General features: G+C 42.0%; 12 protein-coding genes and 1 pseudogene. 1 reads left to right on the forward strand and 12 read right to left on the reverse strand.

Annotated elements, in window-relative coordinates; all coding sequences use genetic code 11:
- Positions 1 to 2,237: pseudogene (locus IPI59_02155) on the reverse strand (polyribonucleotide nucleotidyltransferase).
- Positions 2,238 to 2,783: 546 nt separating this feature from the next.
- Between IPI59_02155 and IPI59_02160 the strand changes: the two are divergent.
- Entirely contained in the window at positions 2,784 to 3,410 is a 627-nt protein-coding gene (locus IPI59_02160; protein ID MBK7526369.1) for a hypothetical protein, read from the forward strand.
- Between the two features lie 17 nt (positions 3,411 to 3,427).
- Here IPI59_02160 and IPI59_02165 read toward each other — a convergent pair whose 3' ends face one another.
- The 11 genes from IPI59_02165 to nhaD all read right to left on the reverse strand — a co-directional run bounded on the left by IPI59_02165 (position 3,428) and on the right by nhaD (position 17,704).
- On the reverse strand, positions 3,428 to 4,438 hold the full coding sequence (locus IPI59_02165) for a GSCFA domain-containing protein (protein ID MBK7526370.1): 1,011 nt from the start codon (positions 4,436 to 4,438) through the stop codon (positions 3,428 to 3,430).
- A 169-nt stretch (positions 4,439 to 4,607) separates the two neighbouring features.
- Positions 4,608 to 5,102, reverse strand: coding sequence for a hypothetical protein (locus tag IPI59_02170; GenBank protein MBK7526371.1), 495 nt, complete (start codon positions 5,100 to 5,102; stop codon positions 4,608 to 4,610).
- 56 nt (positions 5,103 to 5,158) lie between these two features.
- A complete protein-coding gene (locus IPI59_02175; GenBank protein MBK7526372.1) occupies positions 5,159 to 5,698 on the reverse strand; it encodes a cytidine deaminase in 540 nt (179 codons plus the stop codon).
- Between the two features lie 49 nt (positions 5,699 to 5,747).
- Positions 5,748 to 5,978, reverse strand: coding sequence for a heavy-metal-associated domain-containing protein (locus IPI59_02180; GenBank protein ID MBK7526373.1), 231 nt, complete (start codon positions 5,976 to 5,978; stop codon positions 5,748 to 5,750).
- Positions 5,979 to 6,161: 183 nt separating this feature from the next.
- Positions 6,162 to 6,596 carry a hypothetical protein gene (locus IPI59_02185; GenBank protein ID MBK7526374.1) on the reverse strand — a complete coding sequence of 145 codons (435 nt, stop codon included), beginning with the start codon at positions 6,594 to 6,596 and terminating at the stop codon, positions 6,162 to 6,164.
- A 210-nt stretch (positions 6,597 to 6,806) separates the two neighbouring features.
- The gene (gene dprA / locus IPI59_02190) at positions 6,807 to 7,922 is read right to left on the reverse strand and encodes a DNA-protecting protein DprA (protein MBK7526375.1); all 1,116 of its coding nucleotides are present in this window, start codon (positions 7,920 to 7,922) and stop codon (positions 6,807 to 6,809) included.
- A 19-nt stretch (positions 7,923 to 7,941) separates the two neighbouring features.
- Positions 7,942 to 9,003 carry a DUF2279 domain-containing protein gene (locus IPI59_02195; protein MBK7526376.1) on the reverse strand — a complete coding sequence of 354 codons (1,062 nt, stop codon included), beginning with the start codon at positions 9,001 to 9,003 and terminating at the stop codon, positions 7,942 to 7,944.
- Positions 9,004 to 9,088: 85 nt separating this feature from the next.
- Complete coding sequence (locus tag IPI59_02200; protein MBK7526377.1) at positions 9,089 to 10,528, reverse strand: phosphoglucomutase/phosphomannomutase family protein; 1,440 nt, start codon at positions 10,526 to 10,528, stop codon at positions 9,089 to 9,091.
- Positions 10,529 to 10,645: 117 nt separating this feature from the next.
- Complete coding sequence (locus tag IPI59_02205) at positions 10,646 to 13,969, reverse strand: hypothetical protein (protein ID MBK7526378.1); 3,324 nt, start codon at positions 13,967 to 13,969, stop codon at positions 10,646 to 10,648.
- Positions 13,970 to 14,209: 240 nt separating this feature from the next.
- Positions 14,210 to 16,318, reverse strand: a complete 2,109-nt coding sequence (locus tag IPI59_02210; protein ID MBK7526379.1) for a tetratricopeptide repeat protein — start codon at positions 16,316 to 16,318, stop codon at positions 14,210 to 14,212.
- Between the two features lie 66 nt (positions 16,319 to 16,384).
- The gene (gene nhaD, locus IPI59_02215; protein ID MBK7526380.1) at positions 16,385 to 17,704 is read right to left on the reverse strand and encodes a sodium:proton antiporter NhaD; all 1,320 of its coding nucleotides are present in this window, start codon (positions 17,702 to 17,704) and stop codon (positions 16,385 to 16,387) included.
- Positions 17,705 to 17,733: the final 29 nt, after the last annotated feature.

A 17,733-nucleotide genomic window follows, 5' to 3' on the forward strand; every position in this document is an offset into this window, starting at 1 on the left:
CTAACGGCGTGGCGGGCGGCGGTCGTTATGGCCACCTCTATTGTCGCGGTTGCGGTCGCGGTCGCGGTCGCGGTTATGGCCACCTCCATTATGCGGTGGGCGTTCTTTTTCTTCGTAGCCATCCGGACGGGGTAATAACGCCTTGCGCGACAGTCTAAATTTACCCGACCTTTGGTCAACCTCCAACAATTTTACCTGAATGGTGTCGCCAATATTAAGCACATCTTCAATTTTATCTATGCGCTTATAATCGTATTCTGATATATGTAACAAGCCTTGTTTTCCGGGTAAAAATTCAACAAAAGCGCCAAACGTTTCTAAGCCTTTTACTACGCCCTCGTAAATAGCACCTTCTTCGGGTGCGGTGGCAATACCTTGAACCCAGCGGGTTGCAGCACTTAGGGCTTCTAAATTTGACGAAAATACGGTAACTCTTGCGCGACCCTCGCCTTCAATTTCTTCAATACTAACTTGGGCACCCGTTTCGCGCTGTATTTTTTGAATGACCTCGCCACCTTTGCCAATAACTGCACCAATAAACTCCGATGCAATATAAAATGCTTCAATACGCGGGGCATGTGGTTTGTAGTCTTCGCGGGGCTGCGCAATCACTTCATCCATGTGTTTTAAAATATGCAGGCGACCATTGCGGGCTTGTAGCAAAGCTTGGGTTAAAACCTCGTAGGGCAAACCATCAATTTTTAAATCCATTTGCACGCCGCAAATACCCTTGGCTGTTCCGGTAACTTTAAAGTCCATATCGCCTAAGTGGTCTTCATCGCCTAATATGTCCGATAAAATTGCAAACCGTTCGCCATCGGTAATTAAACCCATGGCAATACCCGACACACTGGCTTTAACTTTAATACCTGCATCCATTAGTGCCAACGAGCCAGCGCAAACGGTAGCCATTGACGACGAGCCGTTCGACTCTAAAATGTCTGAAACAACCCTAACGGTATAGGGTTTTCGTCTTCGGTGGGCAGCACCTGTTTTAGCGAGCGCAAGGCCAAATTGCCATGCCCCACCTCGCGGCGGCCAACACCACGGATAGGTTTTGCCTCTCCGGTTGAAAACGGCGGAAAATTATAGTGCAATAAAAATTTGCTGTACGATAAGCCTTCGGCGCGGTCAATCAATTGTTCATCATCTTTGGTGCCAAGGGTTACGGTTGTTATAGATTGGGTTTCTCCGCGGCAAAATAAAGACGAGCCGTGTGGAGACGGAAGCCAATCAATTTCCATGTGGAGGGGCCTAATATCGGTGGTGGTACGGCCATCTAACCGGATGCCGTCTGTTAAAACTACGTCCCGTATAACTTGCTTTTCAACCTTGTAAAAACACTCTTTGACGGCTTTAAGCAAATCTGCATCTGGTTCTTCGCCAAGTGAAGCTTTGTGCTCGTCTTGAATGGTTTTTAGGGCTGCTTTGCGGTCTTGCTTAGACATGGCCGACTTTGCAATCGTCCGGATGCGTTCGGCAGCAAAGGTTTCAACTGTCTGATAAAGTTCCGAATTGTCTTCGGGGGCAGGTACTTCGCGTTTGGGTTTGCCAATTTCGGCAGCCATTTCGCTTTGTAGTTGGCACATGCGCTTAATTACTTCATGTCCGGCCTGAATAGCGGCAACTAAATCTTCTTCGCTACATTCTTGGGCCTCGCCCTCTACCATCATAATATCTTTTTCGGTTGCGGCCAGCATAATATCCAAGTCGGCATTAGCCATTTGGCTGCGGCTTGGGTTAACTACAAACTGGCCGTCAATACGGGCTACGCGCACCTCGCCAATTGGTCCTAAAAAAGGAATATCCGACAGGGTAAGGGCTGCCGAGGCGGCAAATCCGGCCAAAGCATCGGTTAGTACCTCCTCATCGAACGAAATAAGATAAATTAATATTTGGGTTTCGTTTAGGAAATTATCCGGAAAAAGGGGGCGAATGGGGCGGTCAACCAAGCGGCTAATTAAAATTTCGTAATCAGACAACCGTCCTTCGCGTCTTAAAAATCCACCCGGAATGCGGCCATTGGCTGCAAATTTTTCTTGGTAATCAACCGAAAGTGGAAAAAAAGAAGCCGTGGGTGATGCTTCGGGGTTCGAAACGGCTGTTGCTAATATTACTGCTTTGCCCATGCGCACTACAACTGCGCCATTGGCTTGCCGGGCTAATTTGCCGGTTTCGATAGTTAAGGTGCGACCATCTCCAAAATCGAAGGTTCGCGTGTGAGCTTGCCAACTCATAATAAATACTTAATTGTTAAGGTTTGTTTTAACTGCCCACGCGGACAGCCGTGTGTATAATAAATAATGACTATGTAATTTTATATTTAATTGCTCCGGAAAAAAACGGATGCTTATTTTAGTGCTAAAATATAAAAAGACTTAACCCAAAAGTTACGGCCAAGTCTTTTCGAGTAACAAAAATTTATAAGTTTTATAAACTGGGGGCTATTGTTTATTAATATACGCAAACAACAAAATTCGGTTTTATTAATTCGATGAATTTACAAATACAAAACAAAGTAAAATCTAAAAATATGGCAATAAAAAAATGCCTCCTGATAGATTTAATTTTTTTGAAGTGCAAAGATACCCAAAAACTAAACATAATTTTGTTAATATAGTCAAATATTCCGGAAAATATTTTTTAAACATTTAAAGTCAAAACAAACTGTTTTTGAACTTATCTTTTTAACTGTGGGAAATAATTTGTTTATACCATCAAAATAAAACTTAGATTTGCCTTAATTTTACGCTTTAAAAAATTATTAAACTACAATGAGTCTTATGAAAAAGCGGTTTTTTATTGTTTTTGCTTCCCTGTTTGCTGTTGCTTTTGCCTTATATACCCAGCCAGTTTTGGCCCAAAGCAAAACAAAACCAAAAAGTACCCCAACCTCGTCTGAGGAACGCGACACGCCCTACAACAGTAATGACGGCGATGCCCCCAACCGCAAAGGCCGTTTTACTTTTGGGGGCGATATAGGATTTAATTTTTACAACAATAATATTTACCTGCGCTTAGCTCCGCTTATTGGCTATTATTTTAGCAATAAATATGAGGCGGGCTTAGGCCCAAGTTTTGAATATTACAAACAAACCGGAAGTTCGTTTAATGCTTTTGGTGGCCGCGTTTACAATAGGTTATACCCCATTGACCGTATTAATTTGTTTTTACACGGCGAGTACAATATAATGAGCTATAAAAACTCGCTGCAAGATGGTCGCGAAATTGTAATGCGCTTACCCGTTGGTGCTGGCTACCAGCAAAGTTTAGGAGGTAAGGCATCGGCCAATTTAACTGTTTTGTACGATTTGTTATACCAAAAATACAAAGACAAAGGGTATAACTATGGTTATTTAAATGGTTTTCCGGGTTTAATTATACAAGGCGGAGTTAATATTGGTTTATAAAGTTTGTACCATCAGTATTAGTCCAAAAACTGATTAAAATGTGCAATTTCGGCCTCAAAATTAAGTGCCGGATATTGTGTTTGTAAAATAGCTATTTTTTTTAATTGTTGTTGGCAAAATATTTGGTGGGCATTACTTTTGGCAGTGCGTGGCCGGTGTTGGGCTGCGGTTGTTATGGCTTCTACAGCCTGCATAATAGGGGTGCATTGGGCTACATTAAAACAGGCTGTGTAAAATTGTTGCCAAATGTATTGAATGGCTGTTTCGGAGGGGTGCAACATATCGGAAGCATAAAAACGATAGTCGCGCAAATCGTCCATCATTATTTCGTAGGCCGGGAAATAAACAGCCGTCTCGCGGTTTGTTGTAGTATTAATTTGTTGGCAAAGCTTATGGGCGGCAGCAATTAAAAGGGCTTTACTATGGGCATTTATTACCGCACCATGCCGCCAATGCCGAACGGGGCTAACGGTAAGTACTATCTTCAAACTTGGGTTGGCTTGCAGCCAGTTTTGTAGGCTTGTTTGCAAGGCAGCCACCATTTCGTCTATATTGCTTAATTGGGTATTAAACGTTTCGTGGGGTGCTTTATGGCAGTTGCCTACTATTTGATTGGTTTGTTTATGTTGCCAGGCAAAGGCCGTACCAAGGGTAATTATTAAAGCACTGGCTTGGTTTATGGCTTGATGCCCTTGCGTAATAGCCTTGTTTATTTGCTGCAAACAAATTTGTTGGTCGCTATGCGAAAAACAACCATGATGCGCCCAGCTTGCCCATTGTTCATTAGTATTTACAAATAAATCGGCGGGGGTAAACAAAGTGGGCTTTAACAGAACTTGTAAAGCATTAGCAATAGCAATGGGGTGGTATAAAATGCCAAAAGGGTTGGTATAGCTGGGCAGTTTATTTTGCGCCGTTATTGCCGATATATTTTGTGCAAAACACGAGCCTAAAAACACCAAAGGGGTATGGTAATTAAAATTAAGTTGTGGAAAAGAGCAGGTTATTTCGGTTCTAAAATTTGACATGCCAATTTGGTAAATAACGACTTTATTAAAACAGGCAAAAATTAACAGTACACGCTGCTAAGTTTTTTCCGGATTAAAAATAGTTAGCCAGTTTTGCCTAAAGGGTGGAACATGCAAACAAGCTACAAGACTTACAACGTAATCAAACAGTTAATATTACTTATCTTATCTAACCTCCATTGCCTTGTGTATTCGGCGGTGCAGAAGTTGGTGGATTTGTATTTGGTGGCGGTGCCTGAGTTGGAGTAACCGGAGGTGAACTTTGCGTTGCCGGAGGTGTATTGTTATTCTCTGCGCCATCTACTTTCCAAACCAAATGATTGGTATCGCCTTGCCACGGAAATGTTTTAATTTTTTGTTTATAGTGCAACACAACGTTCTTGCCCTCATATTTTTGCAACTCCTTAAAAACCTTTTCGTTTAAAGCCGAAAACTGCCAAATATGCGGCATACTACCATCGGGCGCACTACTTATAACTCCCGTTGGCAAGGTGTTCAAGTCACCTTCGTAAGTTTTAAATAAATACCCTTTTTTCGATATTTTAAGAAGCGTACCAGCCCGCGTTCCTTCACTAAAAGTAATATTACAATAAAGGTAATAACCAAAAAAGGCAATTAAACCCACAAGGATGGCAAATAAAAAAATTTTTCGCACAATACGCATACCAGTAAATTATTTGATATTGTTTTCTGTTATTATTGTTAAATTAGTTTGTTTGTTTACGTGTTTTTTACCGTATGGTCTGCAAACTGTTTTATCATATCAGAAGTAAACCACAAAGGTAATAATTCGTTTACCGAATTTACTACACCCACCCATTGTTGCGGGCCTAATAAGTAAAGCTTTATCGGTTGGGCATAAAGCTGCTCGTACTCGGCAAGCACTTGCCTACAAGCACCACAAGGCGAAGCAACGGTATTAACGCTTCCCTCCATTTCCTCCTCCTCCTCCTCAGGGTATTGAATGGTTATGGCAATTGCGGTGATTGGCACATTGGGGTTTAGCGCCGCTGCCTGAAAAACAGCTACCCGCTCGGCACACAACCCGCTTGGGTAGGCGGCATTCTCTTGGTTGTTGCCTACATATATTTTGCCGTTAGCCAATAAAACTGCGGCACCAACCTTAAATTGTGAGTAAGGCGCGTAGGCATGCTGGCAAGTATTTTTGGTCGCTCCAAAAAGCACTCTTTCCTCCGTCGAAAAATTTTGCCAATCATGATGTATCTGCAAAGTACAAGTTAGTTGGTATATTTTTGCCATGTTTTAGGTGTTTGGCTTTTGTTTTAATATTGTTTCTGTTATGCGGTTCCTAATTTACCTCCGTAGTAGCCACAACTTCAAATCCAAGCTGGGTAATGGTTTGTATAATAGTTTGCAATATGGCGTTTTCGCCCGAAAAGGTAACGGCAGCTTGTTTTTCTTCAAAACTTACCGCCACACTTTGTACACCAACGATGCCGGCAACTGCGGTTTCAATGCTTTTAGCGCAATTTGAGCAGCCCATTCCATTTATGGTTAAGGTTTGGGTTGTTATTTTCATGTTAGTAGTAGTTATTATTATGTTTTTGATTAATAAAAATTTTGATTCTGCCAATTTAAAAGGGCAAAATTACACAATATATTGGTTTTTTGTGCGTTGCTAAAACAAAACAATTTGTGCTGTAAATTAACGATTTTAGGAGTTGTTATGCAAGCTTAAAAATAAATGTCTGCCGGATTGTGTTTACCACGTTTCATCATCCGGATAATTACTGCTTGTTGAATTATTTCTTTTTCTCTCGTTTTTATACAGTTTACGGGTATGTACTTTTTTCATTTCGCGTTGCAATATAATTTCGGCTAAGGACAAATGAAGCGCCTGCCCCGAAAAACGCCTAAATGCCTGCCGCACCCATTTTTCTTGCACATCTAAACGATACAAAGCCTGAAAAAAAACGCCTGGTTTATGTTGTAACATCCAGGCAATTTGCCCTCCTAACCAATGGCAAAGCACTTCCCATGTTGCGTTATAGCCCTGTTGTTGGTGTTGAACAACGGATTCTTGTTGGTTCAATTCAAAATCGGTGCAAACTAATTGCATTGTAGCTTGTAGCAGTTGCGCATCGTCAGGGTTAGCAGTTTCCTCGTTGGGTGGGGGCAATGGTGGGGGCGTGTGCATTTGAGTAGGTTATTTAGGTGCAAAAATTCGGTGGCATATTTTTTTGAGGTCCTATTTATACTGGTTTTACTACGTGCAAAGTATGTCTTTAGGGATATTAATCTGATTTTTTCTTGGCAAAGTTAATTACTAAAAGGCAAATCAACTCTTATCATAATTAGCCGTCGGGTAATAAAGCATCCGGAAAAATTTGCACCAAAATTGCCTTAATCAAACTGGCTCATAGCGACTTCCAGGGAGCGTTCTTATAAGTCCGTTTAATTCTAAATTAAGTAATATACCGCTAAGTGTTTGCAGTGGCATTTGTGTTGTTTGCACAAGTTTGTCAATATGTTGGGGATTTTCGTTGCGCAAGGCAACCATTACTGTTTGTTCGTTTGGCATTAAATCGAACAACAGGGCTTGTTTTGTGGGTTGTGTTGGTGCATTGGGGTTTTCAGGCCAGTTAAGTATTGCCACCACGTCTTTGGCATTTTCAATTAACGAGGCAATATTGGCTTTAATAAGCATGTTGCAGCCACTCGAGTACACGTCGCCCACGCGGCCGGGCACCGCCATTACTTCGCGGTGGTACGAGCGGGCTAATTGTGCCGTAATTATGCTGCCGCCTTTGTTTGCTGTTTCAATTAGCAGGGTGGCTTCGGTAAGGCCGGCAATAATGCGGTTGCGGCGCGGGAAATTGGTTTTATCGGGCAGAGTTTTGGTCATAAACTCGGTAAGCAGCCCTCCTTGCTGTTGTATTTTTTGAGCTAATGTTTTGTGTTCGCGCGGGTAAACTTCATCTAAACCATGCCCAAGTACGCCTATCGTATTTAGCTGGTGTTGCAGGGCCGACTTGTGAGCGGCGGCATCAATTCCCAAGGCCAAACCGCTTACTATTAGCGGGTTGTAGGGGGCTAATGCTGCTACTAAGGCTTCGCAAACGGCTTTGCCATAAGCCGAGGCAAGGCGTGTGCCTACAATACTAATAGCCCGGGGCTGATGCAGTGCCGCAGGTGTTTTTCCGGAAAAATACAGGAGTATTGGCGCATCGTAACAATTTTTAAGCCTTGCCGGATAGTCGGGTTCGGTAAAACCTAAGCAAGTAACCCCATTTTTTTGAGCCAAATTCAGTTCTGTTTCAGCGCGTTGCAGGGCAGATTTTCCAAGGTTTACAATATCATCGGCAATTTTAGGTCCAATGCCCGGGGCTTTTTGTAAGGTGGCTTTTTTGGTTTTAAATACCGCCTCGGCACTGCCGCAGTAGCTTATTAGGGTGCGAGCGGTTACGTTGCCAATATTAGGCAGTTGAGTAAGGGCGGCTAAGTATAAAAAATTGAGAGACATAAAAAACTTTGGTGCAAAATTACCAATACAATCCGTAAAATTGCCATTTCCCTTTGCTGTTTAACGAAATAGCCGGGGCTGGTATTTTAATAATATTCAACATATTTAAAGCTATATTTACACCTCGCCACCGAGTTTTAATACGGCTCAAATCAATATCAGGCGAGAGGTAAAATTGCCGTACCCTAACAATATGTGGGGCGTTAATGGTTTGTCCTTGTGGTGTTTCCCAACTGTTTTTTTGTGCGCCCAACAGCCCTTCAACGCCGTAGCCGGCGGCTAAATTTAGCCATTTTGGAAGCCATTTTGCGCGGGGGGCAAAACTTTTAAGATTTGCCGACACCCAATAGGTTTGGCCGTTATAATCTTTTAAAACACGCTCGGGCAACGATTGGCCATACAAACTTAAAGCCCTTGCTTGCACAGCTGGGCCGTAATGGCCATAATTAAGTTTGTGCGAAAAAAACTTTATCCGGATGCGCTGTTGCCGCCATGTCAATGCTTGAATAGTGTGGGCAGCTGCGCCCAAAGCATTAGCCGCAATATCTCCCGGAGATGCCCCCCACCCAACCGAGGTGCCATCGAGCAATTCGATGCCATTTTGATAAACAAGGGCGGTGCCGCCACCTAACAAAGCTGCTTTGGGCAAGGACAGTCCGGCCCATTGGTACAAATTAGTTAAGTATTCGGCTTCAAAATAGGCTGTCCAAGCGTGGCCGGCCTTGTCAATTTGCATCCAGCCATCCCAATCTTTAAACCAATGAAATTGTGTGCGCGGGTATTGCGAGTACCATGTTTTGTTAAGCATTACCATGCTGGCAGTGTAAGTAGCAGTACTGCCGCCTGCCACAAACCATAGTCGGGTTTTATTGGGTTTTGGTGCTGGCTGTAGTAGGGTTAGTTTTTTTGTTTTATAATTAGAAGTAGCGATAATGGCATTTGTTTGAGCTAGGATAGCGGACTTGCTAAAAAAACATCCGGAAAGAAATAAAAACAATAGCAGTTTGCCAATAAAAAGCCTGCCTTTCCACTTGTTTATCCGGATAAAAACGAGAAGTTCAGCTTGTTTTGGGGCGGCCATATCGCAAAAACCAATTTTAATACCATCATTATTTTTATCCGGACAAAAAAAGCAGTTAACAAGCTTAAATCACAAATCAAGTTGTTTAAATTGCCAAAAGTTGTTGCTGTACTGTCGATAATAAAATTTCGACCTCGTTGGCGGTAGGCGCTTCGGCATAAATACGCAATAGTGGCTCGGTGCCCGAGGCCCTAATCATTGTCCACATTGTATCGCTAAGGTGATATTTATAGCCATCAATAGTTTCAGTTTTCTGCACTTTGTAGGGGCCAAAATTACTAAATCCGGCAGTTTGACATTGTTGCAAAATGCGCTCTTTTTGATTTTGGGTAAGGTGTAAATCGCTGCGGTTATAGGCAAACGCCCCCACAATAGCGTAAACTTCGTTTATTAACTGTTGAAGCGTTTTTTTTGTCTCTGCCATCATTTCAATAATAAGCAAAGCCATCCAAACGCCGTCTCGTTCGGGAATATGGCCTTTTACGGCTACCCCGCCCGATTCTTCGCCGCCAACCAATACATTTTCGGTAGTCATTATTTGAGCTATATATTTAAAGCCAACGGGTGTAATTTGATAGGGCAAATTATAAGCATGGCATAGTTTTTTCACTTTTTCGGTTACCGAAAACGCTACTACCACTTTGCCAGTTTGTTGTTTGTAATGGAATAGGTAATGGATTAACAGTAGTATTAGATGATGTGCATCTATATAGTTGCCTTCTCCGTCCATTAAGCCTAAGCGGTCGGCATCGCCATCGGTAGCAAAGCCAAGGTCAATTGGGTGAGTGTGTTGGCGTATAGCTTGGGAAAACGAACTTAGGTTTTTAGCAATAGGCTCGGGATTTATGCCCTCGAACGAGGGGTTGTAGGTGCATTGGTGCAAGAGCGCATTGGGAAAAAGTTGCCGCATAATTTGTTGCCCCGCTCCAAACATAGCGCAGGCGGCTAATTGTAAATTGGCTTGGTTTATAGCATTTAAATTAAATCCTTTTTGAACGGCTTGCAGGTATAAGGCATCAAAATTATAATACTGTATTAGGCCGCTTTGTAGATAGGGCTCAAGGTCTGTAGGAATTAAAATGGCATCATCTGCATCATTATTTGCAGTATCATTAGGCAAGCAGGCTTCAACGGCGGCAATTTGCTGGGGCGTTGCCGGGCCGCCAAAATGGGCTTTTAGCTTAAAGCCATTATAGCTTGGTGGGTTATGGCTGGCAGTTAGCATAATGCCACATTGCGCGCCTAAGTGTAAAGTGGCCAACGAAATCATTGGCGTTGATACAAAATTGGGCGACAAATAGACTTTAATTTGTTTTTCGGCTATTATTTTAGCACAAACCTCGGCAAACATTTGACCACCAAAACGGCAGTCGTAGCCAATGGTTACAGACGGGTTGCTGTGGTTTTGGTTAAGCCATTTTGCTACGGCGGTAGCTACTTTTGCAACGTTGGCATTGGTAAAGGTGTCGGCAATAATGGCACGCCATCCATCGGTGCCAAACTTAATTTGGGTACTCACTCCTATAAATTTTGGGCAAAATTACAGCAATTTTTGGCAATTTATAGCAATTGTGGCTTAGTAAGCAACCCTATTAGCAGCTTACATGGGCTCTAGCAGAGGTATATAGTTTAATTTATAATACTAATGTCTATGGTTAAGCAATAGTTTTTGGCTTTTAATAGCCCTTTGCTCTTGGTATAAAGTAGTCAAATACCACCCAACGGGCAGGTTTGTTGGCAAATTAATAGTAGTGCCGTTGGCAGTGGCAAGGTCTGAGGGCAAAACATTGTGCTGCAACATTATTTTTCCTTGTGCATTAACAAGTTGTAACGAGTATGTTTTTTGACTTAACAGTTTTTCATCCGGATGGTGCGCTATAATTTGCAACCTGTTTTCATCCGGAAAATAAAGTATTTGCAAGTCATTTTTAGGATTCTGTAATTCTTCCTGCTCAAAAATATTGGTAAATACTACTTGTGCTTTTCCTTCGGCAGTACAATCAAAGGCATCGGTTACGGTTACGGCATATAATCCGGGCTGTGTAACGGTAATGGTGCGCGTGGTTTCGCCCGTTGACCAAGTATAAAAAGTACCATCTTCGCCCGCATCTAACAAAATAGGAAAACCGCCGGGGTTTACCTCCGTCCATTCGAGGGGTATATTGGGGTAGGCAGTGCAATAATGGTGAATTTCGGCTGGTTTATACAATACGTTGTTTGTTTTGCAGGCTTCGTTATATTTTCCGGCAAAATCGGCAAATACTGCCACCACATTACTGCCATTTACATTTAAGTCAATAAAATCGTTTTTAAATACCAATTCTAACGTATCGAGCATAGCGGGTATGGGCACCTTTATTGAGTCTAACATTAGCAATGAGGCATCTTCAAATATACGGCCTACATGCAGCCAAACGCTATCGTTTACATATTGGCCGTAGTTGTGCAGTACAAATTTAATGTTTACACCGGGCATTTTTTCGGTAATAAACAAAGGCGTACTAAGCAACGGAAAATCATCGGCGGTACTGTTATAGCGTGTTTGCGATTCATAAATGGCCAATTCGGGGCCACGCGGGTTTGGCACAGCTTGTATCAGAGGGTCGCCGCTTAGGGTAAAAGCTTGGGCTAATAGCTGGGCTTCGGCAGGGCTTAAATTGGGATTATTGGCTAAGGCGTTGCCCGCTAACAGCATGGCCTGACCTAAGCCAAGTCCGTAATTAGTTTGCGTTAAAATAGCTAACAAAGTATCGGCAAAAAGTTGGGCTTGGGCTTGCGGTATTATAAACGACTTGTCAACAAAGCCTATAAATCCGGCATTTTGCGCCATAACGTAGGTTATACTCATGGGTTGATTGTTTCCGTAGTTAAATAAATTGCCCACACTGCCCGCATTCGATATTACTACCGGATACCGCGCTTCGTTGTTATATACATCGGGCGGAAGCAAATAAAAATTCCAAGCCAAACTACCTGCATTTGCCCCGCCAGTAAACGTTATTAAACCAAGCCCTTGGTTAATAAGTTGGGTCATTTGCGGCAATTCGGTTATTACATCACCTTTTTGTGCCAACAAAGTAATTTGCTGTGCTCCTATGCCAAAACCTTTATATAGCGGCTGTTTAGTTAGTGCTTGTTCGGTAAGTGTATTGGTTTCGGGGGCTGAGCTGCCTTGTACCAATTGCAATACGTTTTTACGCCACATATAGGTTAAAGTATCGCAAGAGGGGGGAGCAAACCAGGGCGACTCGTGTTGCATTAATTTATTCAAATAGGCTTTCAACTCGGCGGCGTTGCTTGCCGACACCCTGCCTATGGGCAATTGTGGTTGCAGTTGGGTTGCAGACCGGGCAGTTAGCAATACATCGCTGGGTTGGTATCCATAAGTTGGCACTAAACATGCCTTATAGGCTGTGGGGTCTAAGGTTGTTTTGTTGTAGCTAACACCTTTGCCCAGTAGCAATAGTTGTTTTGGTGGAATTTTCCATTTATCTATGGCGTAGTTTACAAAATTACGAATAGCTAACGGCGATTTATAGGTACCATAAGCAAATTGGTCGTAAAGCGTTTCGATAGATACTGCTGCTGCGGTAAAATTACCTCCGGATGGGCTTTTCCGGTAATTAAGATAGCGTTCAACTTGGTTTACGTCGCCCATGGCCAAATCCGGATGATAAACCATGCAAAAATCACCTTGCAGGGAATCTTCTTCTTGTTCAAAATTGTAAAAAGGTACTGGAATTAAATTCTCTATTTGGGTAATAACTGCGCCCGTTTGAGGGATAAAATTAGTGGTGTTGGCCAAATACAGTTTTCTGTTTACACTTGGGTTTAACCCTTTGGGTAGTTTAATAATAGTTTTACCTGCTTGTGTTATTGCGGGTATTCGCAAGCGGTTGGTAAGGTCGTACAAAACGGGAGCGGTGCCGGCGTTAAAATTAACAATTTCGAGCAAATAAGTATTATCGTTGAGCAGTTCAAAAGAAAAGCCCTTTTTATTGTCAAAATCAAATAAGCGGGGGTAGGTAAGGCGCAGCCAATTGGCCGATATTTTGTCGTCATCGGCTAAGTCGCCAAGGGCTTGCAAGGCGAGGGTGGTTTGGGGCGAGGTTAGCAAACTCGGGTCGAAGCTTGTGGTATAGGCGTTTAAAAAATACCCTTCGTTGGTGTTGTCAATTAGGGTTGTGGTGCTAATTTTTAATTTAAAATGGTGGTCGGGATTAACGCCGGCTACCTCGCTGCGCCCCATTAAGCCAATTTGCAACTGTGGCAGGCCGTCGGCATCGGCAGATATGGCCGGCGTTGCAATTTTTAAGTCGGTTTGGTTGCCTTTGGTTATCAGCGCACCGCAATAGCCCTCGCCCAAATCGAAGCTGGGTGAGTATGCGTTAAAACTTCCGGCTTGGGTAATAATGCCCGGATGAAATGTATTTTTAAAATTTATTTGTTGGGTGTACCAAAACCAGGTGGGTGCAGTTGGTGCATTTATGGTATCGTTTGCAAGGGCAAAATAGCGTTCGTTAAAGCCAAAAATGTTAGTAGTTAAATAATAGGTGGCGGTATCGGTAAACAAATTAATATACGGGTTGGGTTGCCAATTAGCGTTGGCATATAGTAAAGTGTCGAATTGGCCATTGTTAGGTTGGCCATAAAATTCAATGTAGTCATTTGTGCCAAGTTCGTTGCTGGTGGTAACGTAAAGCGGTACTTCTTTGCCATTGCAAAATAATTGGTAGTGGCTGCCTGTTAAACCCAATTTTGTTGTACTTAGCACTTGCTGCGAAATGCGGTAAATGCCCTCGGCACCAACTTTGATTTTATAGTAGTTTTTGCTGGTATTTATCCACTCGTTGCCGTAAAATGTTTGGGCAGCAAGGGGCAAAAAGCATCCGGCAAATATAAATAGGGTTAATAGCAGTAAAAGACGACTGCTGTTAGAAAAAAAATGCTTTGGGCAAGGTATCACAACAAGTTTTTTAAAATCGAAATGTTAATCTAATTGAGACAATTAAAGAAAATAAGCAAGTTTTTTGTCCTTGGTTTAATATAAAGACGCAAAAATAACAAAGTAGGTTGGGTTGGCAAAATTACACACGCTACGCTTTTAAGGGTCGTTTTTTGTATTTATTGGAATTGGAATAAATTGAAAGCAAGCGCTAAAAAACGCTGTTTAAAGTCAAATAATTGGGTAGGTGTATGATTGAAGTTATTTTTTATTCAAAGCCATATCGGCTCGTTTAAAATAGGCGTTTGCTTTATCCATTTGTTTAAGGTTAGCGTAGCTAATGGCAATATTGCGCAAAATAGGCTCGTATTGAGGGTATTTTTGCTCGGCTTTGAGACCAATTTCAAGGGCTTTTTCAAAATTACCCATCATGCCGTAGGCGGTCATATAGTCTTGCCAGGCGGCGGCACTTGCGTTGGGCAGTTCAACGGCTTTAGCTAAAAACTCGGCGGCTTTTTCAAGTTTATTCATTTTTTTGCCGTACAAAATACCCAAGGCGTGGTAGGGCTGGTAGCGGCCATTGTTTAGGGGTAACACTTTTTGCTCTATAAACTCGGCAAGGTCGGCAATAGCGTGTACTTCGGTAATTTGCTCGGCTACTGTTACCAAATTACTGTTTACCAACTCGTGGTTAGGATTTCGCTCTAAGAGTTGTAAATACGGCGGGAAAGCTTTTTGAAACTCGCCCATTTCTAAATAAGCATTTCCTAATAAAAGTTGGGCGTTGTGGTTATCCGGATAAATTTTCAGGGCTTTTTCTAAATAGGCAACGGCGCGTTGGCGCATTATTTTTTGGTCGTCTTTATTATTGGTAATTTTAGCAGCTTTTTCTAACAAAACGCCTCCTGCTGCTGTGTTTACTTTGCTGCTGTTAGGCGAGTTTTCAACATCGGTTAAAAACAGGGTTTCGTTGCTGCGCCATGCGGGTAGGCGTGCCCAGGTACGCAAGCTATATGTTGCCAATAATAAACCCAGCAATAAAACGGGTGCGGTATGGGCTATTTTGGGTTGCCACTTGGGTAGTTTTTGCACCAAAATCCATGCTACTAACACGCAAAAACCAATAGATGGGATAAATAAAAAACGTTCGTTTAAAAATGTTCCTACCGGAAAAAGCAGGTTCGATACAATAATTAAGGATAAGCCGTAAAATGCCCAACACCAAGCCCAAATTTTCCGGCGCAATAGCCCCCAAACAGCCAATCCGGATAATACAAGGTAGAATAGCAAAGGCAAAAATGCCCTATAATCGCTCCAATTGAGAATGGGTATTTGTTTTGGGTAATAATCGTGCGTTAAAGTTAGGGGGGCAATTAAAAGTTTCAGGTAAATCCAAAGGGTATAAAAAATGGTGGCATACTCTTGCGATTTAGTGGCTTCGGCAAACGGGTTGTTTAGCAGTTCGGTTATTTTTTGCCCGCCCGAGTTCCAAAAAAAGCCAATAGCCATAAAACGCACCAGCATAAAAACAGCAAATGCGCCAAACATGGTACCTGCTACTATAATAATTTGTTTGTTTAGTTTGGTTTGGGGCCGAAACACCCATAAACTTATTGGAACAATAGCTAAAAATGCAATAGCACTTTCTTTTGTCATTAAAGCACCAAAATAGCAAAGGGCAAGGCCTGTAATCATCCGGATGTTAAACGTTGTACTATTACCACTATTTGTTTTTGCGGCATATTTAAAGGCAAACCACATAGCTCCTAAGCATCCCAATAGTTCTAAAATTTCCATGCGTCCTTTAATATTGGCTGCCACCTCAGTATGAACAGGGTGGGCTATAAATAGGGCTGTTGCTACAAACGGAACTGCTAAATACCACTTGTTATTTAATGAGTCGCTAAAATGGCTTGTTTGCCACATTAAACTTAGCAGCCTAAACAACAACAAGCCCAAAAGTGCATATAACAACACGTTAACTGCGTGCGAAAAGCGGGGATTTTCGCCTAAAAACTGATATTCAAGGGCAAAAGTTGTTATTACCATTGGTCTGTACCGGGCGCCCTCTAACAAGTCTTTTTGTTCGCCCCAAAAGCCTACAAAACTTTCTTTTGTTAAAATATCGGGTATGCCTTTTAAGCCTTTTTTAGTAAAATCATTTTTGGTTATATACAGTTGGTCGTCTAAGGCGTATTCAAAACCGCTCGAGGCAGTATAGGCATACAGTGCTATTGCCAGCACAAATAAAATTAAGGCGGCAAGTTTGTTTGTTTTCCAAAAATTAGCCGTAGTGCTATTGCTGCTATGATTGTTTTGCGGCTCAGCGGGCAATGATTTTTTACTATTAGTGTTTGTAGTTGCGCTCATATAAATAATAACAAAATACAAATTAAGGGTTAAGTCCGGATTTTTTTTAGATTAAAAACTTATGTTTTAGTGTGCAAACAACCAAAACTCGAGCATATAAACCAAGGCACCGGCAAAATAGCCTAAGGTGGCAGCGAACGAAATATTGCGCACGTACCAAAAAAAAGTTACGCGCTCAATACCCATTACCGCCACACCAGCCGCCGAGCCAATAATAAGCATACTGCCACCTGTGCCGGCGCAATACGCTACAAACTCCCACAGTTTATGGTCTATTGGATATTGCTCAACCGGGTACATTTGTATGGCGGCAGCCACTAAGGGCACGTTGTCAATAATTGCCGATAAAACACCCATCATAACTACAATAATATCTAAATTGCCTACACTGGCATCTAACCCCCGCGCTAATTTGCCCAACGAGCCTATAGATGACAAACAAGCAACGGCGGCCAAAATACCAAAGAAAAACAAAATGCTTGGCGTATCAATGCGCGACAATGCTTTTAAAATACTGTATTGTGTTTTTTCTTCGTTAGATTTCTTGTGGTGTAAAAATTCGTTTAATATCCACACTATCGAAACACCCAGCAAAATGCCCATAAATGGCGGCAAATGGGTAATAGTTTTAAAAACGGGTACAAAAATTAAACTGCCAATTCCGGCAAAAAACATTAAATTGCGTTCAAGCGGGGTGGTTTGGGTGTCCTCTTGGTGGGTAATTCCGTCAAATTCGCCTTTATATTTAAAGCTAAACCATATTAAAGGTACTACCATACAAATTAAACTAGGCAAAAACAGCTCTAAAATAATATTAACGGTCGAAATACGTTCGCTAATCCAAAGCATTGTAGTTGTTACGTCTCCAATAGGCGACCACGCACCGCCAGCATTTGCGGCAATAATAACCAAGCCGGCAAACACTAAGCGGTCTTCTCTATGCCGTATTAGTTTGCGCAGCAACGAAACCATAACAATAGCAGTGGTTAAATTATCTAAAACCGCCGACAGAAAAAAAGTAATAATACCAATAATCCATAGCAGTTTTATTTTGTTGCGCGTTTTAATGCGTGCGGTTATCACATAAAAACCATTGTGCATGTCAATTAGCTCCACAATGGTCATTGCCCCTAGTAAAAATAGTAAAATATTTAAAATTTCCGGAAGATGGTATTCCAACTGGTGTGTTACACTAGCCAAAACACTGCCGTTTGGGTGCTGTGCATAGTCCGAAACCTCGTGGTGGCTTCCTACAAATACGGCGTAAATACTCCATGTTATTACACCGATTAATAAGGCTGTAGCCGCTTTATTTATATGTATATTGTGTTCAAGCGTTATTGCAATATAACCAACAACAAACACAAGTACAATTAGCAATTCCATCATATAACAAGCCGTGTGCGAATTAACAA

The organism is Sphingobacteriales bacterium (genome assembly GCA_016706405.1).
Classification (GTDB): Bacteria; Bacteroidota; Bacteroidia; order Chitinophagales; family UBA2359; genus BJ6.

Coding starts and splice junctions, on each gene's coding strand:
- IPI59_02195 (MBK7526376.1), bottom strand. CDS start 9,003: ATGGCCGCCCCAAAACAAGCTGAACTTCTCGTTTTTATCCGGATAAAC.
- nhaD (MBK7526380.1), bottom strand. CDS start 17,704: ATGGAATTGCTAATTGTACTTGTGTTTGTTGTTGGTTATATTGCAATA.
- IPI59_02180 (MBK7526373.1), bottom strand. CDS start 5,978: ATGAAAATAACAACCCAAACCTTAACCATAAATGGAATGGGCTGCTCA.
- IPI59_02170 (MBK7526371.1), bottom strand. CDS start 5,102: ATGCGTATTGTGCGAAAAATTTTTTTATTTGCCATCCTTGTGGGTTTA.
- IPI59_02210 (MBK7526379.1), bottom strand. CDS start 16,318: ATGAGCGCAACTACAAACACTAATAGTAAAAAATCATTGCCCGCTGAG.
- dprA (MBK7526375.1), bottom strand. CDS start 7,922: ATGTCTCTCAATTTTTTATACTTAGCCGCCCTTACTCAACTGCCTAAT.
- IPI59_02185 (MBK7526374.1), bottom strand. CDS start 6,596: ATGCACACGCCCCCACCATTGCCCCCACCCAACGAGGAAACTGCTAAC.
- IPI59_02165 (MBK7526370.1), bottom strand. CDS start 4,438: ATGTCAAATTTTAGAACCGAAATAACCTGCTCTTTTCCACAACTTAAT.
- IPI59_02160 (MBK7526369.1), top strand. CDS start 2,784: ATGAAAAAGCGGTTTTTTATTGTTTTTGCTTCCCTGTTTGCTGTTGCT.
- IPI59_02175 (MBK7526372.1), bottom strand. CDS start 5,698: ATGGCAAAAATATACCAACTAACTTGTACTTTGCAGATACATCATGAT.